The organism is Sporosarcina sp. QA0331 (genome assembly GCF_055808055.1).
This window is the reverse complement of sequence record NZ_CM147850.1, coordinates 1,288,264-1,312,217: the sequence shown is the minus strand read 5'-3', so window position 1 is coordinate 1,312,217 and position 23,954 is coordinate 1,288,264. Positions and strand designations below refer to the sequence as shown.

Below are 23,954 nucleotides of genomic sequence, written 5' to 3'. Positions count from 1 at the left end.
CAACGTTTTAATCTATGCAGCTAAGAGATGACTTCGGTATTGTTCCGGAGTCATCTTTTTTAAATCCCATTGTTTGCGCGTGGAGTTGTAGTGTCCCATATATTCATCTACCATTATTTTTAACTCTAACAGACTGGATGCTTCCTTGTAGTCTACATCGTCCTTAAAATGACCAAAAAATGATTCGATAGGTGCGTTGTCCAAACAATTCCCCCTTCGGGACATGGATTGTGTGAGTTGCATTGCTTTAACACGTGCTTGGTATTCTGGATGCGTATAGTGAAAACCTTGATCAGAATGAATCATCGCCTCTGGATGGACATTTCCGTCTAATGCTTCCTTTAGCTTCCTTAAGGTTCGATATACAATTCCCATACTTAAGCTTACCGAAAGTTCATAAGCGATTATTTCACGGCTAGCTACATCCTTTACACAGGAAAGATAAGCAGTCTGTCCAGTTTTCATTTGGAGATAAGTAATGTCTGTGACGAAAATCTTGCCCGGTTCATCTTGAGTGAATTGTCGATTCAAGAGGTTTGGTACCGTACGGTGTTCTTGAGTAGCCTGAGCTATATTTCTATAAGGATTTTTTCTTCGTATTTTGGCAAAGAGATTAAACTTACGCATTAAACGAAGGATCTTCTTATGATTCATAGGGGTCTCCAGTAACTCCTCTAACGCCATATAGAAGCCTCGATAGCCGATTTTCCCCTTGAATGCATCATAAACACATTTAAGTAACAGGTAATCTTGATAGTCGTTTTCCTCGCGGATGGCATGACTCTCCGACTTTTCTAGCCATGCATAGTAACCACTTCGATGTACTTTTGCCACTCTACACAGGTGAGCTGTGAACCTCTTTAATTGAAATTTACGAATCACTTCATTAATCACCTGATATTTCTCACCGGATGTCAGTATTACTTCCTCGCCTGCCTCTCTAGTTCCTCTAGCTTTTTTAACAACTCGATCTCAGCTTCAAGATATTTAATTCGTGCTTCAGCTTTTTCAAGTTTTTTCTCAGGAGATACTCCTTTAGTTGATGGACGCCCAGTACTTCCTTTTCCACGGCGCTCCTCAAAAAATCCCTCTTCACCGTGAAGCTTATATGTTCTTCTCCAACGACTAAGTGATTCTTTAGCTTTCTTCGTACCAATCATTTCTAAGTCAAATCCATTTTCAATAAAAATTTGAGAAGGACCTTTACCGCTCAGATTCTCTTTGACAGCTATTATTTTAAACTCTGGCTTATATTGAATAGAACGATCCGAAACTGAATTCACATTTGGATTAGCTTCTAATAGTCTACGTTGGTGTTCATTGAAAATTATTTTACTCATTGAAAACACTCCTGTCAGGATAGTTATTTTTAGTATACCTAGGCTTTTAGACAGAAAAAACCCCAAATGGGGTCACTTTTTTAAAAGTGTCTACCATTTGGGGTTCAGTTCAAATCTCGCGGAACAGCTTTTTTCATTTCGTCGATTGACGTTCTTCCTTATGATACGGCAAAATCACATTTATATCGTCGACTTCCTCACCATTCATCAGCTTCGTCAACAGACGCATCGAAACCGCCCCTAAGTCATACAGCGGAACGATGATAGCCGTCAATTGTGGCCTTACTGCACGCGACAGCAACGTATGCTGGAAACAGATCAATTCGAAGTCATCCGGCACTGAAAAGCCGTCATCTCTAATTCCATTTAAAACACCTACTGCAATTTCATCATTGCCGGCAAAAATGGCAGTCGGCTGCTCTTCAAGGTTTCGTATAATGGACCACTTTTCATAAGCGTCATCATACGTATTATCAGTTTCAATGAAATATTCCTCAATGATCGGAAGACCTGCTTCCTTCAATGCCCTTTCATATCCAACCTTTTTACACAATCGATTGATGTCTCTGGACATCGGTCCGCTCACATGTGCGATACGTTTATGTCCATTTTCAATCAATTTCCTCACTGCTTCATATGCAGCTTCTTCATGGTCTATGTTCACCGTCGGCAAATCCGTTTCAGTTCCTAATGTACCTGCCAAAACAATTGGCACATTCGCTGTTGCCATTTCTGATCGAATTTCCTCTGAAAGCGAATCGCTCATGAAAATAAGTCCATCAACCTGTTTGCCGAGATGGTCTTCTAAGAGCTCCACTTCCCTCGTCGCCCGTTTATCTGAATTGGACAAGATGATATTGTATTCATACATCGTCGCAATATCCGCAATTCCTCGGGAAAGTTCGGCATAATAGCTTTTTGAAATATCCGGAACGATAACGCCGACTGTTGTCGTCTTTTTACTCGCAAGACCTCTCGCCACAGCGTTCGGACGATAACCGAGGCGCTCGATGCATTCAAGCACCTTTTTTCGTGTTGCCGGTTTTACGTTCTGATTTCCGTTTACAACACGTGAAACTGTAGCCATGGAAACATTCGCTTCCCGTGCTACATCATATATAGTAACTGCCATTGACGAATCTCCTTCCCATCCGTATGTATTCGCTTACCTTCATTATAAACAAAACACCGGATCCTTTAAAGGTCCGGCGTTGTTTATAGAATAATTAAAATAACAACCCTTGCTTAGACAGTTTGATGGGTATTCATAAATCTTTGAATTTCCGCGTAGAACTCATCGAATTGTTTAATATCCATTTGCTGTGCAGAATCGGATAGAGCAACAGCTGGATCAGGATGCACTTCTGCCATAACTCCGTCCGCACCTACCGCAATTGCCGCTTTTGCAGTTGGCAGCAATAAATCTTTTCTGCCTGTTGAGTGAGTGACGTCAACGAATACTGGTAAATGTGTCTCCTGTTTTAAAATTGGAACTGCAGAAATGTCCAATGTGTTACGTGTCGCCCGTTCATATGTACGGATTCCGCGCTCACAAAGCATAATTTGGCTATTGCCTTTAGAAATGATATATTCAGCTGCGTTGATGAATTCATCAATTGTAGCTGCCAATCCACGTTTCAGGAGGACAGGTTTATTCACCATGCCTGCTTCCTTCAACAATTCAAAGTTCTGCATATTGCGTGCCCCGATTTGGATAACATCGATATAATCAAGAGCCTCTTCCAAATGGGAAGGCGTAATGATTTCCGTCACGATCGATAAGCCAGTTTCATCGGCTACACGTTTCAAAATTTTCAATCCTTCTAGGCCAAGTCCTTGGAAATCATAAGGTGAAGTACGCGGTTTGTACGCGCCGCCCCTCATCATTGTCAAACCTTTTGCCTTGATGGATTGTGCAACCGCAAGAACTTGTTCATATGATTCAACGGCACAAGGACCGAATACAAATGTCGGTTCCCCATTACCGATTTTTTGTCCATTGACGTCTACAATTGTATCTTCCGGCTTGCGTTCACGGGATACAAGCAATGCATTGCGTTGCTCATCTTCTTGAATTTCCAATGCTGACATGAAAATCCCTTTGAAAATTTGTTCTAGAACTCCGTTTGGAATCGGGCCATTATTCGATTGGACTAATGCGTTAAGCATTTCCCTTTCACGGATCGGATCATATCTGTTGACACCTTGCTTTTCTTTCACTCTGCCAATTTCTTGGACAACCGCTGTACGTTCATTGATCAAGTCCAAAATTTTAGTATTTAACTCATCTACTTGACCTCTAAGCTGATCTAAATCATTTTGTCTCATCATTATGTCTCCTCCCCGTACACATCATTCCCTTTTCGAAGTGGGAATTCTATGTTACATTTTTATATAATAGTCCTTAGTATAATGAAAAGTATTTGAAAAGTCACGTCATTTTTATAAATTGTTTAATTTCGTTAGTATTTGACGAAAAAGAGGTGTATTATTCTGTCGAACAAACTTTTTGCACTCGATATTGGAACTCGTTCTGTCGTAGGCATCATTCTGACCGAACAGGACGGTATTTATCACGTTGCCGATCTCGTCACAATTGAACATAAGGAACGCTCGATGATTGACGGGCAAATACATAATATTGTAAGCGTCGCAACAGTCATATCTGAAATCAAAGCCATTCTGGAAGAACGCCATGGGGCGCTGAAAAAAGTAAGTGTCGCCGCCGCAGGACGAGCGCTGAAAACGATGGAAGGCTCCATGACGATCGATATTGCAGGGAAACCGCTTTTCACTTCAGAAGATATTAACCGGCTTGAATTAGCCGCTGTACAACAAGCACAACAAAAATTATTATCTTCTGCATCTGCCGCTGATGACTATTATTATTGTGTCGGCTATTCAGTTCTTCATTACAAGCTGGATGGAGATGAAATCGGCAGTCTGATCGATCAAGCCGGTAGGACCGCAACAGCCGAAGTCATTGCAACATTCCTTCCTCGCGTCGTCGTCGAATCGCTTCTATCTGCATTAAAACGGGCTGAACTCGAGATGGAAGCATTGACGCTCGAACCGATTGCCGCCATTAATGTTCTCATTCCGCCTTCCATGCGCCGGTTGAATGTGGCGCTCGTCGATATCGGCGCAGGAACATCGGATATTGCGATAACGAATAATAATACAGTCGTCTCGTACGGCATGGTTCCGATTGCTGGGGATGAAATTACAGAAGCGCTCAGCAACAACTACCTTCTCGATTTTCCGGTAGCTGAACTCGCAAAACGCTCTCTTGCAACAGACGAAACAATTGCAATTACTGATATTCTCGGATTTGAACAGCAAGTGCCTTCTTCAGAAGTTATTGCCGCCATTAAGCCTTCTATCGAAAAGCTGGCGACGAGCATCGCAGAAGAAATCAAAAGACTTAATAACAGTAAATCACCTCAAGCTGTCATGGTTGTCGGCGGAGGCAGCCTCACACCTCATTTAACAAAGGAATTGAGCAGCCGACTTGATTTACCGGAAAATCGGGTAGGTATACGTGGGCTGGATGCATTGTCAGAAGTCACTTTGTCGGATGGGATTATTTCGACACCTGCCCTCGTCACGCCAATCGGCATTGCGATTGCAGCGAGAAGAGCACCTATCCATTATATGTCTGTTATGGTGAACGAAAAAACGATACGCTTATTTGAGTTAAAAGAAATGACGGTCGGTGACGCATTGCTTGCAGCAAATATTAAAGCGAGACAACTGTACGGAAAACCTGGTATGGGAATGTCAGTTACATTGAACGGGAGCCTTATGACAATTCCCGGAGAACATGGCAGATCATCCACGATATTGTTGAATGGAAGTCCTGCAAGTACGAAAGATTTCATTTCAAACGGGGATGAAATTAAACTCGAGCCTGGAAGGGACGGGAATGATGCATCAGCAACCATTCGAGATTTAATTGGTGAAATTTCTCCAATCGAGGTGACGATCAATGAAAGTAAACATACAATCGTACCACGTATTGAATGCAACGGCATTCCAGTTGATCTTGATACAATCGTGCATGATAGGGATCAAATAAGTTATTCCTACATTACGAAACTGAATGAAGTCCTCTCGCAACTCGGTATTGAAACTATTGAGCCATTTGAAATATACGTGAACAATAAAAGAACGCTACTGGAAAAATGGACAACTCAGTTTTTCATCGGCAATATGCCTGCCTCACCTGAGCAGCTATTGAACGATGGGGATGAGGTCAGGTTAGGTATTCAAAATCCACCAACCGTTGGCGAAGTCGTTTCTTCTTTGAATCATCCGGCTCAAACGACAGCGATTACATTCAACGGAAAGCCCGTGACGATGGCAAGCAGCGGGTCAGCTATTTTATTGAACGGCAAGCAAGCGGATGTTTCTGAGATTGTTCGTCCAGGGGATCGTCTAACACTGGCAGAAGCTCCTAGCAGATCGTTTTTGTTCAGCGATGTTTTCCTTTTCATTGACTATACTTTGCCGAAGACAGCATCCACTTCCTATCAATTGCTGCGCAATGGAGAACCGATCGGCTTCAATGATCCGATTTTCAGCGGGGATGCATTAGAGATTAAGTTCGACTCCTAAAAAAATCATACTAAAAGCCAGGCACCGAATAAGGGCTGCCTGGCTTTTCATTTCACTTTTCTTTTTCAACTGAAATATGATTTTGATTTACATTCTTTTCTTGTCCGATATTCTCACTGTTGTCATAGGAAACATTGCTGTTCTTCGTCGATTGATCCTCAACGGCATTTTTATCCTTTTCCGTTGAAGTCGAGACAAAATCGATTGCTTCTTCACCTTCAGAAGAGGCTGTTCCATCATCCATAGGAACCGAAGTCTTATTCGCCATCGATTTCACTTTATCTACGAGTTGTCCAGATTGTTCTTGAATCGTTTTTGTCAGGCCATCCGTCTTTTCCTTCGCAACTGAGGTGATTTCCGTCGCTTTATCCTTCGCAACAGCACTCAATTCAATACCTTTATTTTTAAGCTGTACAGCTTGCTCCGAAAAATCATCGCGCATTTCCCTGCCTGTTTTTGGCGCAAGGAACAATGCAGCAGCCGCTCCGATAACTCCTCCTACGAGAGCACCTAATAAGAAGCTCCCTGCACCGGAATTGTCTTCATCATAGAAATCGTCTGTATTAGAACGGTATGGATAGCTGACGGGCAATTGGGATGGTTCACCAAAAGTATTTTTATATTCTTGGTTTCCGTAATATTGGTGATCAAAATGAGCATCGTTATAGTTCGGTTTTAGTTTTTCAGTCATGTGAATCCCTCCGTTATGATTTTTTCCGGTTATTAACGTCCATCCGGACTAGGCAGCCTTTTTTGACTCGAGTCTGCTTTATAAACAGTCCATCCTGATGATTTTTCCGTTTTCATATCTTTCACTTTACCGATGATGCCGAATGCGACGTTGCTCCATTGAACAATTTGGGCTATTTTATCACTGTTCTTCTCGGCTTCGACAGTGATAGAATTGGTGACTCGGCGAACTGAACTATTTAAATTGCTGACAGAGTCCCCTACCCCTTTCACTGCATCAACAACAGTGTTCAATTTTTCGGATTTCTGTTGAATATCCTCGGCAAGGGCATTTGTCTTATGAAGAAGTTCAGTCGTTTCCGACGTTACCCCTTCCAACTGGTTCGTCAAGCCATTCAATGTTTCGGAAACGCTTCGTAATGTTGTTTTCAATGAACCTAATGTCATTGCAAGGCTAATGCATAAAATCAAAAATGCGATTGCAGCCACTATGGCAGCAATATACAGTAATACTTCCATGGCAATCCTCCTCCCGATAAACATCCATAAATAATTTTACCCTTTACATGAGGTAAATAAACGCCGCCTACTCTAACCTTTTTCGACATTCTTTTCAAATCTCCTTCATTTTTTCCGAAATAAATTATTTCTGGATATTGTGATAAAGATTTATATGTAAAAATGTAAAAAACAGCTGACCCGTGGGGATCAAGCTGTTTCTTCTTTTTTAGTATGTTCAGCGAAGACGTTCAAATACTTTTGAATATCGCCCGCGCCCATGAATAGGTAAACTGCGTTTCCGTGTACATCGAGCACGTCGATATTATCCAATTCGAGATGTTTTGCTCCCGGGATTTTACCGACAAGATCGTCAATCGACAAATTGCCTGATTTCTCCCTGGCGGAGCCAAAAATATCACATAAATAGACGTGGTCGGCCCCTGAAAGACTATCTGCAAATTGCTCAAGCAATGCTGCTGTCCTTGTAAACGTATGCGGTTGGAAAATCGCAATGATTTCTTTATTAGGATACTTCTGCCTTGCAGATTGCAATGTCGCCTTGATTTCCGTCGGATGGTGGGCATAATCGTCAACGATTGTTCTACCGTAAGACTCTGTTATGGTAAATCGTCTTTTCACACCATTAAACGTCGCCAATCTCGCTTCAATGCCTGCAACCGGAATTCCTTCATAGTGGCATAATGCAATGACGCCTAATGAATTCAAAATTCCATGGTCACCCGCCAACGCGATTGTGAATGTATGGAAAAACTCATTCCGCACATACACATCAAATGACGCACCCTTCTCCGATTTCACTATATTCTTTGCAGAGAAGTCATTCACTTCATCAAAGCCATAATAGACAACAGGAACATTCGCTTTGATTTGTTGCAAATGAATGTCATCCCCGCAAGCAATAATTGCTTTCTTCACGTGTAATGCCATTTGGCCAAATGCATCCATTACATCATCAAGATCTTTAAAATAGTCCGGATGATCAAAATCGATATTCGTCATGATCGCATAGTCAGGCTCATAGGCAAGGAAATGGCGTTTGTATTCACAAGCTTCAAAAACAAAGTACTCGCTATCCTCGACACCCTTGCCCGTGCCGTCCCCAATCAAATAAGATGTTGGGGCATTTCCGGACAAGACATGTGCCAACAGTCCCGTTGTCGATGTCTTTCCATGGGACCCCGTAATACCGACTGAAACGAATTTTTCCATATAGTTACCCAAAAATTCATGGTAGCGTATTACTTCTACGCCTAATTCATGGGCTTTTACAATTTCAGGATGACTGTCGGGGAACGCATTCCCGGCAATAACCGTCATCCCAGGCTTAATATTATTTTCATCAAAAGGTAAGATGGTTATTTTTCTATCATGTAACGGATCTTCCGTAAAGAAATATTTCTCCACATCAGAGCCTTGTACTGCATAAGATGAATCATGCAGGATCTGTGCTAGGGAACTCATCCCCGATCCTTTGATTCCTGTAAAATGGTACAATGTCATAATGCAACCTCCCGGGATCAAAACTGTTCCCACATTCTGGAACATCAGCCGAAAACTATTTTAACGGCTAATCCCCCATTCTTTTTTAGTATTCTCTATTCCCAATTCCATTTCTAACGAATCGTCTTTTGTATTTTTCACACTTAAACAGTTTTCTCATTGCCGTTTAAAAAATGGTTAAGTTCGCTTTCCGTCAAATAAACTTCCCGCGCCTTGCTTCCTCTTTGCTCGGAAATGAAACCTAGTTTTTCCATGCGGTCCATCAATTTTGCTGCGCGATTATAGCCAATGCTAAAGTTGCGTTGCAATAAGGATGTAGAAGCACTGCCTTGCTCGATTATGAACTTGCAAGCATTGGCAAATAAAGGATCAGATTCCTCTTCTTCCATCGTGTTCGCCAATAAATCCTCTTGACCGAACAAATAATTCGGTTCTGCTTCGTTCTGAACGTGTTCTATTATACGTTCAATTTCGGCATCCGTGACAAATGTACCTTGTAACCGCATCGCAGAGGATTGACCGTTTCCGAGATATAGCATATCACCTTTCCCAAGTAGCCGTTCAGCTCCTGGTGTATCAATGATCGTGCGAGAATCAATCTGAGAGGAAACTGAAAATGCGATACGGGTCGGGACATTTGCCTTGATTGTTCCAGTGATGACGTCGACGGATGGCCTTTGTGTCGCAATGATCAGATGGATTCCGCATGCTCTTGCTTTTTGGGTGATTCGGCTGATGGAAACTTCCACATCCGCAGGGGCCATCATCATCAAATCCGCAAGCTCGTCAATAACAATGAGTAAATAAGGCAGTTTCAAAGAAAACTTGCGGTCCTTCTCTGCCATTTCATTATATCGTTCAATATTTCTCGCTCCGACATGAGCAAATAGTTCATAACGGCGCTCCATTTCACCGACCGCCCATTTCAGTGCCGCAGTCGCAGCTTTCACGTCGGTTATGACAGGACTCAATAAATGCGGAATGCCATTGAATGGAGCAAGTTCCACCATTTTTGGGTCGATGAGCAGCATCTTTAAATCTGCAGGTGACGCTTTATACAATAAACTAATTAAAATTGAATTGATGCACACTGATTTACCAGATCCGGTCGCTCCCGCAATCATCCCATGTGGCATCTTCCGTAAATCCAATGTTACCGGCTCACCCGTCAAGCTAAGTCCTAAGACTGCTTCTAATGGAGATTCGGAATCTTGAAAGCGTTTCGTTTCAATCACTTCCGAAATCCGGACCGCTCTTGGCTTCCGGTTCGGGATTTCAATGCCGATGGAGCTGGTCCCTGGAATCGGCGCTTGAATTCGGATATCCTCCGCTGCTAGCGCTAATTTAAGATCATCAGTTAGATTACGGACTTTACTCACTTTTGTTCCGTGGCCTACCGTCAATTCGAATCTCGTGACGGTTGGGCCTTGCACCGCTTCAATGACATTCGCCTGTACTGCAAAATAGGACAGCGCCTCTTCCAGCTTTTCAGACTGAGACTGAAGCCAATCCGTATCTTCTATATGCTCTTCAGGCTGAATAAGAAAGCCTTTTGAAGGGAATGCATAATAAGGTTGTTCTTCCATCTCTTCAGGAGCATCATCCATTTCAACTGAAACTTGTTTTGATTCCGTTTTAATAGCATCTGTTCTTTCGATATTATTATTTGTGGAATCAATGCTGGAGTAATTGGTTATTCTTTTTTCCCGTTCCTCGTATTTCAGTTTATCATTTTTCAGCATAATGACATTGAATGGCACTATTTTTTCTTTTTTCTGTTCCGTTCGCTCAGGCACAGTCACTTCGTCAGTTATCGTTTCCGGAGAATGAGCCGGCTCATTCTCTCCATCAATTTTTTGCTCCATAGCATAGTCGGACTCAAACTTTTCATCTGAAATTGATACAGAAGCTTCAGTTGCCTCGAAGTCTTTCTCTACCGGTAATTCCGTTACTTCTGTCAGCTCGAAATCTTCTTCTACCGGTAATTCCATTGCCTCCGTCGGCTCGAGCTCTTCTTCTACTGGTAATTCCATTGCTTCCGTCGACTCGAGCTCTTCTTCTAATGGTAATTCCATTGCTTCCGTCGGCTCGAGCTCTTCTTCTACTGGTAATTCCATTGCTTCCGTTGACTCGAGCTCTTCTTCTTCTGCTGCTAATGACGCTATTGATTCCATTTGTTCGAGTTCTTCCTCAGCTGGGGTTGCCGTTGTATAGTCAGGCTCAAGCTTTTCTTCGATTATTTCATTCGAAGGTAAATCAAGTTCTAGCTCTTCCTCGGCAGTGGGCAGAGGTATAGGCTCAAACTCTTCTTCTGCCGATTCGGCTAGCGTCGTTTCTTCGACTTCGTCAGCCAACTTTTCTTTATCTACAGTATGTGCATGTTCTTCCAAATCAATGCGGCGGATTTCTTCTTCCACAATAGTTTGCTCACTAGTGAAATCAGCTTCATTTTCAATAAATGCCTTTTCAGATACAGCTTGCGCCTTTGTTAGGTCAGGCTGTGATTCTAGTTTATTTACTTTCGGCCTTGAATAACCATAAATCGGAGACGGCACCTCGGTTGGCGTGAATGGACGGCTGCTCTTTTTCCGAATAATTGCCGAATTACTTTCCTCTTTATCTTCTGCAACGGCAGTCTCTTTTTTCGGGGCTTGCTTCGGAATGATTTCCCGTTCTGGTTGGTATTTATTTTGATACTTTAACGGTGCAGTCGCCCTGTGAATTTTCGGTTTTTCATTTCCACCCGGCCATCTTTCATTTTTATATAACGGTACAGGTTCGAAGCCGTCGTTATCCAAATCCGTAATTAAATTATCTGCTTTTTTTCGTTCGTTTTCCGGATCGGGTTCCCATCCGTAAATTTCAGCATCGGTTATGATTGGAAAACGAAATGCAGGCTTTTCGAGACGTACTTCTTCTTTACTTTCTTCCAGCTCAATATCATCAAAATCTTCTTCGAATTCTTCATTTTTTTCAGTATCAAATATGCGATTCATCATTTTTTTAATCCAAGTCAAATCTATCACTCTTTTCAAGTCGATCATTCTATTTTAGCAGGTTTTCATCAACTAAATCAATCAGATGGCCAAAATAAGAAAAACGTACTGCTGTAAACAGTACGTTCAATCAATTACGACTTGGCGTAATTACTGGATTAAGTGAATATATTACAAATTATATTACAAATGTTTCTCCGGGTACCGCATCTTCTGAAAGAACCATAATCCCTTTTTCAGCTGGAGCATTCGGAATGCCCAGCTCTTTTGCTGAACAAATCATGCCCGATGATGCAATTCCTCTAAGTTCTGCATCTCTAATGACCATTCCGGATGGCATGACCGCTCCCACTTTTGCCACGACAACCTTTTGACCAGCATCGACATTTGGCGCACCGCAGACGATTTGAAGTGTTTCATTCCCAACGTCGACCTTGCAGACGCTTAATTTATCTGCATTTGGGTGTTTTTCTTTTTCAACGACGTGTCCAACTACGAACTTAGGACTGAAATCCACATCCAATTCAAGCTCCACACCATTCGCCTTTAGTGCTTCCTCTAGCTGACCGACAATTTCTTCCGTCGTTTCAACTTGACCATCGGCTTCGACCTTCACATAAGTAGATGCGTTGAAGACGTTGAAAGCAACGACGTTATTCGTTTCTTCGTCTTTGATAATAGCTATATCCTTCTTTTTTTCTACTTCCTTATACTTTGGGCGTTCAGTCGTTAATTGGATGAAAAGCACATCGCCCACTCCGTTTTGATTGTAAAAAATATTCATTTCCTTTTCCCTTCCTTTCGAGCAACCCGATTTTTTGCCATAATGAAAATCGGTTCCAATTTACCATCTTCATAAATAAATGACAAGGACGTGACAGGCACCGCTCCAACTGTGAAAAATTGCATCGTCATTTGTGCAAGGACATCGTATCCTGTATCGTTTCGAATGTCGCCAATAATGAGAACGTCTTGATGGGGAACCGAAACAGTCATATGTCCTTCAATTTTCTCTTCCATATCCTTTAGGAAGGATTGATTCAAAATACGGCTCGCATCATATCCATCATTATTATTGACGAAATAAAACATATTGCCAGCAACTTCATCCTTTTTCATATTTGTCGGCAATGCTCTAACTTTAAACAGCGCCGACTCTATTATTTCCGACTCCGTCATGCCAATGGAATCTAACATTGATTCGTCGATAAGACGATATGTCGTTCCCAAGTCCAAAGCATAGAAAATTCTCGTTTCCGCAGTGTGGTCTTTTACGATAAAACGATCTCCTGCTTTCGACGTTTGAGGGAATGAAGTAGAGCGAATAACCGGATAGATTGCATTCTCTGTCACAAATCCGTCTTTCTGTTCTTTTTCCATCGCCTTGAAAGTTTCCCTTATCGTATAGACAACTTCATTGATTGCCGCTTCTTGTTTTGTTTCATACTTCGCAAGGATTTCCGGCAAGGAAATATCCATCCCTTTTTTCAGAACAGAATGCTCTAAACGGACTTTATCAGTTTTCCGATCGAAACGCCATTGCAGATTTTCGGACGGCAAATGTTCCTTTAATAGTTCCACTAGTTGTTGTGAATTCATACCTTTCACCCTTTCTTCAAAAATAAACGGCCGCTCGCCGCAATTGCGTCGGGTGACCGCCTAGTCAATGGATTACGAGCCTTGTTCGATGGAACGTACAATTTCCATCATTTTGCCCATATTCACTTCAATATTTTTGTTTTTTGTAATCGTTGTCATCTTAATTCCACCGACACTTGCAACGAGCTCGACTTGATCCTCGCCCTTTTTCACAATCGATGCGAAACCGAAATACCCATCATCGGTAAATACTTCCTCAACCCGCTTATCATCCTCTGTTCTTGTTAACAGATCATAAAAGAGTCTGCTATTCTTATCTTCATTCGGATTAATGAAAAGGAGAAATGTCTCGTCGCCTTTTTTCATAACAATGTTTTGAGCATCGGACTTCTCTTCAATCGTAAATCCAGCTGGTTTATATAAAGGAACTCCATGAACTTCATCATTCACATGTTGATCATGCAATTGAAAGGCCTCTTTTGCTGATAGAATCGCCTCGGCGGCTTGTTCATCGAAAGTTTTACCACATGCGGTTAATACACTAATGGATAGGAATGCCAGGAATAAGAATTTCCACAGGCGGAACATTCAGCTTCCTCCAATCGTACATTTTTAATCAAATACCGTTACCTATTTTAAAGATAATAATGCTTATATGCAAATATCGCGATTTAGTTAGCCTTCTTATAGTATTTTAATTGGCCAATCAATAATTGCATGACATGTTCGAACAGCAAATCACGGGTTATTGTCTGGTCTGTAAACATCCCGATAGCGCCTTCGCTATGCCGGATGCCACTTGCCTTGAAATATTCATCGACAACAACACCCAATTCACGGCCTTTTTGTAATTCGGAAGCGATTTCGTCAGGCAGAGGGATCTGAGCTCCTGCAGCTGTAAAAGACTTACCGGACGGCAGTACGAGCGCTCCCCAGTTGCAAACGAACATCTCGTCACCAAGCATACGTACTCCGCCTTCCAATCCGATGCCGATTGCCCCTACTAATTCATTAGCGGCATTCGTTGCGCGGTTCAATGCGCCCGTCCTTGTTTCCTCATCTCCAAAAGGCTGTTCCTTTACTCCGGAAGGAGCTTTCACCGTAGACAGTTCACTTCCTGGAAAATAGCTTTCAATAATTGCTTTTGCCGCTTTCACTTTCGCCTGATTAGTAGATCCTATGATGAATTTCATGCTGTTCTCCTTTCCGTCGAAAAAAGCCATCCTTATTGCATCTGAAAGGATGGCTCTATTGTTACTCGACATTGATTCAATCACATATTGCTTTTAATTGTTTCAACTGTCGTTTTATCGCATGCTTTCACCAGGTTTACGAGAAGCTCTTTCGCTGCTGCGTAATCATCTGTATGGATGATGGAAGCGGACGTATGGATGTAGCGAGAGCAGATTCCGATTACGGCGCTTGGTACACCTTCGTTAGAAATATGCACTTGTCCTGCATCCGTTCCCCCCATTGAGATGAAGTATTGATAAGGGATTTTATGCGTTTCTGCCATATCAAGGATGAATTCACGCATACCACGGTGAGTCACCATCGAACGGTCAAAAATACGCAGTAGCGTCCCTTTTCCAAGCTGGCCAAATTCACTCTTATTCCCTGAGGCATCATTTGCCGGGCTTGCATCCAAGGCGAAGAACAGATCCGGGTTGATCATACGTGCAGCAGCCTGCGCCCCACGCAACCCGACTTCCTCCATGACATTCGCTCCTGAATAAAGGGTATTCGGCAATGTTTCGCCATGAACTTCTTTCAATAATTCGATTGCCAAGCCGCATCCGTAACGGTTATCCCAAGCTTTCGCCAAAATCTTCTTTTCGTTTGCCATCGGCGTGAATGGGCAAATCGGCACAATTTGCTGGCCGGGACGGATGCCGATTTTTTTCGCATCCTCTTTATCGTCAGCTCCGATATCGATGAGCATATTTTTAATATCCATCGGCCTATTCCGAACTTCGTCACTGAGCAGATGTGGTGGAATGGAACCGATGACACCAATAACCGGGCCTTCATCTGTAATGATTTGGACACGTTGCGCCAACAGCACTTGGCTCCACCAGCCTCCAAGCGGTTGGAAGCGAAGCATGCCGTTATCTGTAATAGCAGTTACCATGAAACCGACTTCATCCATATGGCCGGCTACCATGATGCGTGGACTGTCCTCTGGGCCTTTTCGTACGCCGAACACACCACCAAGGTTGTCTTGGATGATTTCATCGGAATACTTCGCTAGCTCCTCACGCATATACTTGCGAACCATATGCTCATTTCCTGGCGCGCCAGGCAGCTCGGTCAATGTTTGGAACATTGTCAACGTTTCGTTGTTCATGAAAAGTTTCCCCCAATTCGATATGTACTTCTTCTAGTATAGTGTACGTATTTGAAACTTTCCATCATAATATTTAGCTTTCCGAACTAATATTTCAGCAGTTAAACATTTTTTTGAAATATGGTACACTTGGGGAAGATTGATGGAGGGGGTTTCTTAGCCATGAAAGTGAAAGATTTCGTAGCAGGGGTTTTGACAGGTGTAGCTGCCGGACTGGTTGTCAATCAAGCAATCGGGAAGATGAACCCGAACACTCCGGCGGAACATGTCTTGAACGCAGTGAAGGAGTCCTTCAAAAAAGAAGGTCCGATTGATGGCTCTTGGATTGTCATGAAACCTGAGCCGTTTACTAACAATGTTTTGTCTATGGAAGTATACCGAGGCGGCGTCACAAGAATCCGGAATGGTGAACTAGAGCAATTTGAGTTTGCGGCGAATTCGCAAACGGGCACTGTCGTTGAATTGATACAAAAATGATGCATACAAAAAGCAACAGTTGAAGGAGCATAGCATAGCTTCCCTTCATCTGTTGCTTTTTCTATTTCTTATTTTGTGCGTTCGATTGATTCGATGATTTCCTTGCCGCTTTCATCCCACTGGACGAGACGATAAACTGCATCATGATAAAAAATGAATCGATATCCGTTTGGCAATGCTTCTTTCATTAGCTTTTCCTTTGCAAAGATCGAAGTCATCGGATAATCATCAAAAGCGAGCACCCATAGCGGATTGCTATGAGCATGCGTCGGCATTATGTCACCCATATGAATGAGCGTTTCACCGTTTTGTGTCAGCTTAACGACGCTATGTCCGTCGCTATGGCCTCCGGTATGGATCATCTCAATGCCCGGTAATACTTCCACCTGGCCTTCGAAAGTTTTCACTTGGTGCTGGATCGGCTCCCAATTTTCTTTCCAATACGTATTCCTTGAACGGATATTAGGATTCCTCATCTCATCCCATTCAACTTGAGATACATGAATTTCAGCGTTCGGGAAAACCGATACAAGCGCGTCATCCTTCCAGCCGGTCAACCCTGCAGCATGGTCATTATGCAAATGAGTCATGATGACAATGTCGATATCAGCAGGCGTCAATCCGAGCTCCTCCAAGCTTTCCTCCACCTTCGTCTCAGCATGGACACCGAGATTGCGTTTCTGCTTGTCCGTAAGTTTCCCTTTCCCGATCCCTGAATCTATGATGATATGCTTTCCTTCATAGGCAATATAAATTGGATCGGTCCGCAGCTCTATCAAATTGTTTTCGTCGACATCATATTTGCGCGACCATAAAGCTTTCGGAACGACCCCAAACATCGTCCCGCCATCAAGAAAATTGACTCCCCCATCAAGCCAAGCAAGTTTCATATCGTGAAAATCGTATGTATCCAAACAAAACCTCCCCTTTCACTTGTCTTTAATTATTGAACATTGCCTCCAAACGATATATCGGTTGCCCTTTTGCTGAAAATTTCTCTTCATATTCAGTCATAATATTGTCCTCAGGCATTTCCGCATGCAGATCAAGTGACACATCTTGAAGGATCATCCCGTAAGCAGACATCGAAACAAGCGAGTATTCAAAAAGCTTTCGATTGTCAGTCTTAAAGTGGATTTCCCCTCTTTTCTTCAATACTTTCTCATAGCGTGCCAAAAACGATTCGTGGGTCAACCGGCGTTTTGCATGGCGGGATTTCGGCCATGGATCGGAAAAGTTCAAGTAGATCCGGTCCAATTCCTCGGCTTGGAATAAATCCCCTAGATTCGCGCCATTTCCTCTTAAAAGGCGTAGGTTGGAAGGCTTTTCTGCCTCTATCACCTTTTCCAAAGCAGACACGATGACATTATCAAAATGCTCGATTCCAATATAGTTGACGTCAGGATTGGCTATCGCCATTCCGATGATAAATTGCCCTTTTCCCGTCCCGACTTCAACATGGATCGGATTTTCATTGCCGAAAACCGATTTCCAATCGATTGTTGTTCCTTCTTCTTCATGGATCAGTACATCAGGATGTTCTGCCATGAAGTCTTTTGCCCACGGTTTATTGCGTAGCCGCATAATTCATTACACTCTTTTCTATTCGTTATTATCAGGTTCTCCCTGCTCCGTCTGCTCTTCAAAAAGTCTGCTCATTGCAGTAGTTTGTCCCATATCTAAAATCGATTGGGCCGCTTTGAATTGGTTGAACTTCATCGGAACAGTCGATTTCCGTAGCGAGTCGAACCAAGCTCCGTACATTTTTCGATCAATGATTTCTGTATCGAATGGCAATCCCGGATAATCGATATAACCATTTCTCGAAATGACTAATTTCTTAATAGGGAAATCGATGTCATTCGACGATAAAATTCCAGATATTATTTTTTCCATCCGACTCAGTCCGATAAAAGGATTCAATACCCTGGATTCTTTATCTCCGAATTTTTTCGTCCAAAAGCGATCGCCATTTCCAATGAACGCCGCAGCGTCCTCCCCTTCCAACACGGTGATGCATAGGCATTCTATCGGTGTGACAAGAATAATGTCAAGTTCAACAGGTGCTTTTTTCACTTTGAGAATCGGATAGTAGAACAGAAGATAGCTGTCAGGAAGCTGTTGGGTAAAGCTTCTTAACAATGTATCCCTCATAAAGCTTGCATCCAAATTCGACTTTTCCATCATCGTCGAGCTTGCCCATTTCAACTGGAAATGGAATAGCTGGTCCAAGTAAAGCTTTCGAAGCTGCTGCTCGGTTTTTGGATTATAAATGATGTTCGGATTAAAATCCAATATACCTACTTCATCCTGTTCGTCTTTCGCTGTCTCAATCGGCTCTGTTTCTTCGGAACGACCTTTTCGATTGCCAAAGAGACGGAAGAGAGGGGAGTACCACTTCCCCTCCTCAGCCTGCTCTTCCGTCTCATCGGGAATATACTGCCAATCCGACAAGTCAGCACCATGCTCCCATTGAGTTTTCATCCGTTTCCACTGGGAGTTTTTCAAGCGGATATATTGTGTCGGATAACGTGATAAATCATTTTCATAGCGAGATACATAATCAAGCAGTTTGACGAGTTGCGCCAATTTCATCCACTCCGATCAGTAGGCAAAGTTCATTATTCCCCCGCCACGGTCAATGGAATCTGCCGTGCGAATGCCTCTTGCAATTGTCTTGTTATTACCCCAGGCACTCCGAATCCAACTGGTTTTTCATCGATCAACACGACAGGAGTGATTTCGGCAGTCGTCGAAGTGATGAAAAATTCATCCATCGCAGCCATTTCATCGGGAGTGAATGCCCTTTCTTCGACAGGAATACCCTTTTCAGCGCAAAGCTTCAATACAACTTGGCGAGTAATTCCGTTCAAAATGAGATTTGTAGCCGGATGTGTAATGACAACCCCGTCTTTCACACCAAATGCATTGGAGGATGATCCTTCCATGACAAGTCCGTCACGGATAAATATCGCCTCTGCACAGCCTGCTTCATAAGCCTCTTGTTTCGCAAGGACATTGGCAAGCAAGTTCAAGCTCTTAATATCGCAGCGCAGCCAGCGGACATCTTCAACCGACTTCACTGAGACACCGCCTTCAATATTGCTCAATGGCCTTGGATTATGGATTGCATAGGCGGTCACAACAGGAGCAACTGATAGTTCAGGGAACTGATGGATCCGCGGAGACGCCCCTCGTGTCACTTGCAAATAAATATGGCCGGTATTCACTTCGTTCACTTTAACTAATTCTTTCGCAATGTCAATCAGCTGTTGTTCCGAATAAGGAATTGCCATTTTGATTTTCTTAGCACTCTGGCAAAGGCGCGCAAAATGCTCCTCTGCTGTATACAATTCCCCATCATACACTTTAACGACTTCATACACTCCATCACCGAAATAGTATCCCCTATCATCTACAGAAATGTTCAAACTATCCTTGCTCGTGAACTTCCCATCAATAAAATAAATCGTCATTTGTTTTCCCCTTCCCCTTTATCGGATGCAAGACGGCTAATTGCTTCCGTGTAAATAGCTGTCGCCTTCAATAAGTCCTCTATATATACATATTCATCCGCTTGGTGAGCGACATCGTCCCGTCCAGGGAATAGCATACCGAAAGCTACACCCTTATCAAGCACTCGGGCGTATGTGCCTCCGCCAATCGCCAATAGCTCCGCCTCTTCACCCGTATAGGACGTGTAAATTTCCTGCAATGTTGTAATGAATGGATCATTTGCATCGACATGATGCGGTTTCGAGTTCGATTTCACAGTCATCTCGAATGTAGAATCCTTTAGCCTGTCATTGCACGTTCCGATTTTATCTTCAAACGGATATGTGACAGAATACCGCATGCTCACTAGCACTTGACCGCCTTGTTCGGGAGTGAAGGTCACGATACCGGCATTCAATGTTGTATCCCCGGAAATTTCATCATTATAAGCTAACCCTAGAAAGCGACCTCGAGTTTCTGTCCCAAATGCGTCGAGAATAAATTGGGTAAAATCCTTCGATTCGCCCTCTTCGAAAATCTTATTCAGGAACGCAGCGAGAAGGACAGCTGCATTTACACCGTTATCAGGCTCCATCGCATGTGCCGATTTGCCGTGAAAACGTAAAATTGCCTCGCCGTTTCCCTCGACGATGGAAGCCACAATTCCATGGATATTCGTGTAGCTTTCAAACTTACTTTGAATATCCTTGAAATCGAACCCTTTAATATGCGCTTCCGCATAATCGGGCACCATATTCGTCCGGTCCCCCGATTTAAAATGAAGAAGCTGCCCATCAGCTTTTTTCGTCTCTTGGGTAAACACTAACGTAGAGATTCCTTTTTCTGCGTTGATGATCGGGAAATCTGCATCTGGAGCAAACCCGATTGTCGGCATCTCTTCTTTTTCAAAATAACGTCGAACACAGCGGAAACCGCTTTCTTCATCCGCGCCAATAATAAGCCGGACTCTTTTATTCAACGGTATGCCAGCTTCCTTCACTAATTTCATGGCATGCCAAGCAGCGATTGTCGGCCCCTTATCGTCAATCGCACCACGGCCAAACAGTTTTCCGTCCTTTACAGTTCCATCAAACGGGCCGAATGTCCAATTGCCGCCAGCAGGTACAACATCGACGTGACAAAGGATGCCAAGCAGCTCATTCCCTTCTCCCATTTCAATATGGCCAGCCATATTGTCGATGTTTTTCACAGTAAAGCCTGCTTTCCTGCCTTCCTCCAAAAGCCAATCGAGCGCACGCTTCGGCTCAGGTCCAAACGGTGCATCCTCTGTCGCCAAGCTTTCGTCAAGTACGGACGGAATGGAAACCAATTGCTTTAAATCATCAATCAGAAGTTCTTCTCTTTCCAACACTTTTTCATTCCAATTAACCAATCCAAGCACCCTCTTTCCTAATACCCTATTTTTACATGTTCAGCTTAGAAAATAAAGAGCAAAACATTTCTTACAGAACTTTAACAAAAAATCCATGTACTATTGTTAAAAATGAGTTATACTTATATTGTCAGAACATTGCATCTGACGCAACGTTCTGATGAAAGGAGTGCATTGTCGGGGGCAATTCAACTAACATACGGTACATTCAATAGTCTCATGCCCATCGTTTTTGGAAAATGAAGATGAAGGAGTGGTTCCACAGTTGAATCCAGCTACTGATCGTATGCTTACCCGCATCAAGGACGTATATTTATATATCCTTGACAGGGGTATTGTCACAACGGAAAATGTTGTTGAAGAATTCGGCATCACAAACCGCACAGCGCAAAGGGACTTGAATGTCCTCGAATACAACGAGCTCATTACAAGCCCGGCCCGCGGAAAATGGACGACAACGAAGAAAAAAGTTAAATTGCCCTCATGACATCACTTCAATAAACAAAAGAGCAGGGTGATTGTCTTTCAGAGCCCTGCGTCTGGACGTTACAAAATATGAAAAAGGCTGAACCGGAACATCCGGTTCAGCCTTTTTCATCTCGGAGCATTGCAACTTCCTCTTCGGTCAGCTCCCTATATTCTCCTAAGTGTAAGGCACTATCCAATTCCAACGGCCCCATCGATAATCGTTTCAAATAGACGACTCGTTTCCCGACTGCTTCGAACATCCGCTTCACTTGATGAAACTTTCCTTCTGTAATCGTCAGTTCAATTTCCGATGTCTCGCCTGATTGCAAGATGCGGAGTTCGCCTGGTTTCGTGAAGTAGCCATCATCCAACGTCAACCCTTCCGCAAACTTTTCAATATCGGTTTCATCCACCGGACTATTGATATGGGCATAATACGTTTTCGGAACTTCCTTTTTCGGCGACAATAATTCATGCGCCAATTTCCCATCATTTGTAATCAATAAAAACCCTTCCGTATCTTTATCGAGCCTTCCTACAGGAAACGGTTCGAAATGACGATGTTCATCATTCAGCAAATCAATGACGGTTTTGTCACGGTTATCCTCGGTTGCAGAGATGACACCTTGTGGTTTATTCAACATCAAGTAAATGAATTCCTTATAGTCGACCCGTTCACCTAGGATCGTTACTTCATCCTTTTCCGGATTGACATGGAGCGCCGCATCCTTCACCGGTACAGCATTCACTTGAACGGCACCTTTCTTCAACAGCTGGCGCACTTCCTTACGGGAACCGAATCCCATATTCGCCAATAATTTATCGAGACGCATTTCTTACCCTCCAAAGCCAAGCTTCTTTGTAATCTTCGTCAATCGATCGCCGAACAGCTTTTGCGCAAGCCCCGATTTCAAAGAAAGAGCTCCGTAAACAACTACTCCAACAACCGCACAAATTAAAACATATAACAATGCTTGCATCTTGCCTTCTACAGGACTAATTGCAAGCAATCCTTTTAATGTAAAGTGAACTGCAATAAGCATGATCACATTGAAAATCCCAATAAGAATTAGGCGTCTGAATACCATTCTTGAACGGTAGTGAAGGACCCGTGAAATGACATAAATATTGATCCCGACCGCAATGGCATATCCGATCGCCGTGGCAGCAATAGCACCGTTCACTTCGAAAAGCTTGATGAGCGGGATATTCAAAATCATTTTGAATAATAGGCCTGTTAGCGAAGTGAAGACGATCCATTTATGCCTGTCAATTCCTTGCAGGATTGCGGCAGTTACTGAGTAAAGCCCAAACAGGATTGCGACAGGCGCGTATGACGCTAATATACTCGAACCGACAGTACTTTCGCTGTAAAGGAATGTATAAAATTCATTCGATAGGACAATGAGTCCAAGAACCATAGGCACTGTTAAATAAAGCATAATCTGAAATGTTTGGTCTAATGAACGGGTAATGCCTTTCTGATCCTTTTTCGTATAATATCCCGTAATGACCGGAATAAGCGCCATAGAAAATCCTGTCGCGACCATTACTGGAATCATTACGACCTTATGGGTTAAGAAGTTGAGCATCGTCAAATAGACATCAGTGACTTCGTCAAGTCCTATACTTGTCATCGCTCCGTTAAACGTAATCATATCAACGAATTGATACAAAGGATTGATAACACCGACGAGGACGAATGGAATCGTGTACCCGATCACTTCCTTGTACATATCGACGAAAGTGACATTGCTTGCCGGTGGACTGTTAGCATAAAGCTGGGTGAATTCTGGTTTGTATTTTAGCCAGTATTTATATAAGACGACAAGACCAGCAAGCGCACCGATGAATGCTGCAAATACCGCAAAATTCACTGCTGTCCGCGGAGACAAATCCAGTACATTTACTACAATAAAAGCACCGACAAGGACAACTAAAATCCTGACAATCTGTTCGACAAGCTGTGAGACGGACGTCGGTTCAAATTTTTGATTCCCTTGCAAATACCCTCGTACGATACTCATTAGCGGAACGGCAAGCAAAGCAAAGCTTACCGAACGGATGACAGATGTAATTTCTTCTATCGTGAAAATCTGGTCTTCACTCTTCCGTACAAGATGGGCAATTGGTTCGGCCATGAAAAAAAGGACTAGAAATGAGAGAATGCCAGATACTGTCATGACAAGCATTCCTGATTTCATTAACTTGCGCCCAGTTGCATAGTCGCCCATCGCATTATATTTCGAAATGAATTTGGAAATGGCGAGAGGAGCACCTGAAATTGCAATTGCCAAAGCTAAGTTGTATGGAATGTATGCGTATTGATATAAACCAATATTTTCTTCACCGACAATCGCATAAAACGGAATAACATATAAAAGACCGAGCGCCTTCGATAAGAAGAGGCCGATCGTTAAAATGGCCGTGCCTTTAACAAGATTTGATGACATAGTTGATCCTTCCAATCATAAGAACTACTCCACAAAGCTACTTATCAGTTTACCCCC

The 23,954-nt window shown here is 42.9% G+C and carries 22 protein-coding genes; 3 read left to right on the top strand and 19 right to left on the bottom strand.

Annotation, left to right across the window (positions count from 1 at the left end; genetic code table 11):
• Positions 1–12: 12 nt before the first annotated feature.
• The 3 genes from AC0L13_RS06315 to AC0L13_RS06305 all read right to left on the bottom strand — a co-directional run bounded on the left by AC0L13_RS06315 (position 13) and on the right by AC0L13_RS06305 (position 3,668).
• Positions 13–1,340, bottom strand: a protein-coding gene (locus tag AC0L13_RS06315; protein WP_473645084.1) for an IS3 family transposase whose coding sequence is annotated in 2 segments (ribosomal slippage) — positions 13–962 and positions 962–1,340 — 1,329 coding nt in all. Because the reading frame shifts where the segments join, the coding sequence is not laid out codon by codon here.
• A 133-nt stretch (positions 1,341–1,473) separates the two neighbouring features.
• On the bottom strand, positions 1,474–2,472 hold the full coding sequence (gene ccpA, locus AC0L13_RS06310) for a catabolite control protein A (protein ID WP_473645083.1): 999 nt from the start codon (positions 2,470–2,472) through the stop codon (positions 1,474–1,476).
• Between the two features lie 113 nt (positions 2,473–2,585).
• Complete coding sequence (locus tag AC0L13_RS06305) at positions 2,586–3,668, bottom strand: bifunctional 3-deoxy-7-phosphoheptulonate synthase/chorismate mutase (protein ID WP_440501519.1); 1,083 nt, start codon at positions 3,666–3,668, stop codon at positions 2,586–2,588.
• A 141-nt stretch (positions 3,669–3,809) separates the two neighbouring features.
• Here AC0L13_RS06305 and AC0L13_RS06300 point away from each other — a divergent pair, with 141 nt between their 5' ends.
• Positions 3,810–5,957, top strand: coding sequence for a cell division protein FtsA (locus AC0L13_RS06300; RefSeq protein WP_473645081.1), 2,148 nt, complete (start codon positions 3,810–3,812; stop codon positions 5,955–5,957).
• Positions 5,958–6,009: 52 nt separating this feature from the next.
• Here AC0L13_RS06300 and AC0L13_RS06295 read toward each other — a convergent pair whose 3' ends face one another.
• The 9 genes from AC0L13_RS06295 to AC0L13_RS06255 all read right to left on the bottom strand — a co-directional run bounded on the left by AC0L13_RS06295 (position 6,010) and on the right by AC0L13_RS06255 (position 15,611).
• Entirely contained in the window at positions 6,010–6,648 is a 639-nt protein-coding gene (locus AC0L13_RS06295) for a YtxH domain-containing protein (protein ID WP_473645079.1), read from the bottom strand.
• Between the two features lie 32 nt (positions 6,649–6,680).
• The gene (locus AC0L13_RS06290; protein WP_473645076.1) at positions 6,681–7,166 is read right to left on the bottom strand and encodes a DUF948 domain-containing protein; all 486 of its coding nucleotides are present in this window, start codon (positions 7,164–7,166) and stop codon (positions 6,681–6,683) included.
• Positions 7,167–7,355: 189 nt separating this feature from the next.
• Positions 7,356–8,669 carry a UDP-N-acetylmuramate--L-alanine ligase gene (gene murC / locus AC0L13_RS06285; RefSeq protein ID WP_473645074.1) on the bottom strand — a complete coding sequence of 438 codons (1,314 nt, stop codon included), beginning with the start codon at positions 8,667–8,669 and terminating at the stop codon, positions 7,356–7,358.
• Between the two features lie 143 nt (positions 8,670–8,812).
• On the bottom strand, positions 8,813–11,686 hold the full coding sequence (locus AC0L13_RS06280; protein WP_473645072.1) for a DNA translocase FtsK: 2,874 nt from the start codon (positions 11,684–11,686) through the stop codon (positions 8,813–8,815).
• Between the two features lie 157 nt (positions 11,687–11,843).
• Entirely contained in the window at positions 11,844–12,449 is a 606-nt protein-coding gene (gene ytpR / locus AC0L13_RS06275) for a YtpR family tRNA-binding protein (protein ID WP_473645070.1), read from the bottom strand.
• The gene (locus AC0L13_RS06270) at positions 12,446–13,264 is read right to left on the bottom strand and encodes a DUF1444 domain-containing protein (protein ID WP_473645068.1); all 819 of its coding nucleotides are present in this window, start codon (positions 13,262–13,264) and stop codon (positions 12,446–12,448) included. Before AC0L13_RS06270 ends, ytpR begins: the two co-directional genes overlap by 4 nt.
• A gap of 72 nt (positions 13,265–13,336) precedes the next feature.
• Entirely contained in the window at positions 13,337–13,852 is a 516-nt protein-coding gene (locus AC0L13_RS06265) for a hypothetical protein (RefSeq protein ID WP_473645066.1), read from the bottom strand.
• A gap of 83 nt (positions 13,853–13,935) precedes the next feature.
• Positions 13,936–14,457: a DUF84 family protein gene (locus AC0L13_RS06260; protein ID WP_473645064.1), complete on the bottom strand. Its 522-nt coding sequence runs from the start codon at positions 14,455–14,457 to the stop codon at positions 13,936–13,938.
• A gap of 80 nt (positions 14,458–14,537) precedes the next feature.
• Complete coding sequence (locus AC0L13_RS06255) at positions 14,538–15,611, bottom strand: M42 family metallopeptidase (RefSeq protein ID WP_473645062.1); 1,074 nt, start codon at positions 15,609–15,611, stop codon at positions 14,538–14,540.
• A gap of 162 nt (positions 15,612–15,773) precedes the next feature.
• Here AC0L13_RS06255 and AC0L13_RS06250 point away from each other — a divergent pair, with 162 nt between their 5' ends.
• Positions 15,774–16,088, top strand: coding sequence for a hypothetical protein (locus tag AC0L13_RS06250; RefSeq protein WP_473645060.1), 315 nt, complete (start codon positions 15,774–15,776; stop codon positions 16,086–16,088).
• Positions 16,089–16,156: 68 nt separating this feature from the next.
• Here the strand turns inward: AC0L13_RS06250 and AC0L13_RS06245 are convergent, their stop codons facing one another.
• The 5 genes from AC0L13_RS06245 to pepV are packed head-to-tail and all read right to left on the bottom strand — an operon-like array spanning position 16,157 to position 20,976.
• A complete protein-coding gene (locus tag AC0L13_RS06245; RefSeq protein ID WP_473645058.1) occupies positions 16,157–17,002 on the bottom strand; it encodes a YtnP family quorum-quenching lactonase in 846 nt (281 codons plus the stop codon).
• A 25-nt stretch (positions 17,003–17,027) separates the two neighbouring features.
• Positions 17,028–17,672 carry a tRNA (guanosine(46)-N7)-methyltransferase TrmB gene (gene trmB, locus AC0L13_RS06240; RefSeq protein ID WP_473645056.1) on the bottom strand — a complete coding sequence of 215 codons (645 nt, stop codon included), beginning with the start codon at positions 17,670–17,672 and terminating at the stop codon, positions 17,028–17,030.
• A gap of 18 nt (positions 17,673–17,690) precedes the next feature.
• Positions 17,691–18,677, bottom strand: a complete 987-nt coding sequence (locus tag AC0L13_RS06235) for a nuclease-related domain-containing protein (protein ID WP_473645054.1) — start codon at positions 18,675–18,677, stop codon at positions 17,691–17,693.
• A 32-nt stretch (positions 18,678–18,709) separates the two neighbouring features.
• Positions 18,710–19,564, bottom strand: a complete 855-nt coding sequence (gene dat / locus AC0L13_RS06230) for a D-amino-acid transaminase (RefSeq protein ID WP_473645052.1) — start codon at positions 19,562–19,564, stop codon at positions 18,710–18,712.
• Complete coding sequence (gene pepV / locus AC0L13_RS06225) at positions 19,561–20,976, bottom strand: dipeptidase PepV (protein ID WP_473645050.1); 1,416 nt, start codon at positions 20,974–20,976, stop codon at positions 19,561–19,563. Before pepV ends, dat begins: the two co-directional genes overlap by 4 nt.
• Before the next feature lie 265 nt (positions 20,977–21,241).
• Here pepV and AC0L13_RS06220 point away from each other — a divergent pair, with 265 nt between their 5' ends.
• Positions 21,242–21,463 (top strand): DeoR family transcriptional regulator, encoded by a 222-nt coding sequence (locus AC0L13_RS06220; RefSeq protein ID WP_239431539.1) that lies wholly within the window; start codon positions 21,242–21,244, stop codon positions 21,461–21,463.
• A 97-nt stretch (positions 21,464–21,560) separates the two neighbouring features.
• Here AC0L13_RS06220 and AC0L13_RS06215 read toward each other — a convergent pair whose 3' ends face one another.
• Positions 21,561–22,277 (bottom strand): pseudouridine synthase, encoded by a 717-nt coding sequence (locus AC0L13_RS06215; protein ID WP_473645048.1) that lies wholly within the window; start codon positions 22,275–22,277, stop codon positions 21,561–21,563.
• Between the two features lie 3 nt (positions 22,278–22,280).
• The gene (locus AC0L13_RS06210) at positions 22,281–23,897 is read right to left on the bottom strand and encodes a putative polysaccharide biosynthesis protein (protein ID WP_473645046.1); all 1,617 of its coding nucleotides are present in this window, start codon (positions 23,895–23,897) and stop codon (positions 22,281–22,283) included.
• Positions 23,898–23,954: the final 57 nt, after the last annotated feature.

Excerpts from the sequence above, each read along its gene's own strand:
- AC0L13_RS06290 (WP_473645076.1), bottom strand. The coding sequence starts at position 7,166 with ATGGAAGTATTACTGTATATTGCTGCCATAGTGGCTGCAATCGCATTT.
- AC0L13_RS06305 (WP_440501519.1), bottom strand. The coding sequence starts at position 3,668 with ATGAGACAAAATGATTTAGATCAGCTTAGAGGTCAAGTAGATGAGTTA.
- dat (WP_473645052.1), bottom strand. The coding sequence starts at position 19,564 with ATGACGATTTATTTTATTGATGGGAAGTTCACGAGCAAGGATAGTTTG.
- AC0L13_RS06250 (WP_473645060.1), top strand. The coding sequence starts at position 15,774 with ATGAAAGTGAAAGATTTCGTAGCAGGGGTTTTGACAGGTGTAGCTGCC.
- AC0L13_RS06210 (WP_473645046.1), bottom strand. The coding sequence starts at position 23,897 with ATGTCATCAAATCTTGTTAAAGGCACGGCCATTTTAACGATCGGCCTC.
- AC0L13_RS06260 (WP_473645064.1), bottom strand. The coding sequence starts at position 14,457 with ATGAAATTCATCATAGGATCTACTAATCAGGCGAAAGTGAAAGCGGCA.
- murC (WP_473645074.1), bottom strand. The coding sequence starts at position 8,669 with ATGACATTGTACCATTTTACAGGAATCAAAGGATCGGGGATGAGTTCC.
- AC0L13_RS06255 (WP_473645062.1), bottom strand. The coding sequence starts at position 15,611 with ATGAACAACGAAACGTTGACAATGTTCCAAACATTGACCGAGCTGCCT.
- AC0L13_RS06215 (WP_473645048.1), bottom strand. The coding sequence starts at position 22,277 with ATGCGTCTCGATAAATTATTGGCGAATATGGGATTCGGTTCCCGTAAG.
- AC0L13_RS06295 (WP_473645079.1), bottom strand. The coding sequence starts at position 6,648 with ATGACTGAAAAACTAAAACCGAACTATAACGATGCTCATTTTGATCAC.
- AC0L13_RS06270 (WP_473645068.1), bottom strand. The coding sequence starts at position 13,264 with ATGAATTCACAACAACTAGTGGAACTATTAAAGGAACATTTGCCGTCC.
- AC0L13_RS06265 (WP_473645066.1), bottom strand. The coding sequence starts at position 13,852 with ATGTTCCGCCTGTGGAAATTCTTATTCCTGGCATTCCTATCCATTAGT.
- ytpR (WP_473645070.1), bottom strand. The coding sequence starts at position 12,449 with ATGAATATTTTTTACAATCAAAACGGAGTGGGCGATGTGCTTTTCATC.
- ccpA (WP_473645083.1), bottom strand. The coding sequence starts at position 2,472 with ATGGCAGTTACTATATATGATGTAGCACGGGAAGCGAATGTTTCCATG.
- trmB (WP_473645056.1), bottom strand. The coding sequence starts at position 17,672 with ATGCGGCTACGCAATAAACCGTGGGCAAAAGACTTCATGGCAGAACAT.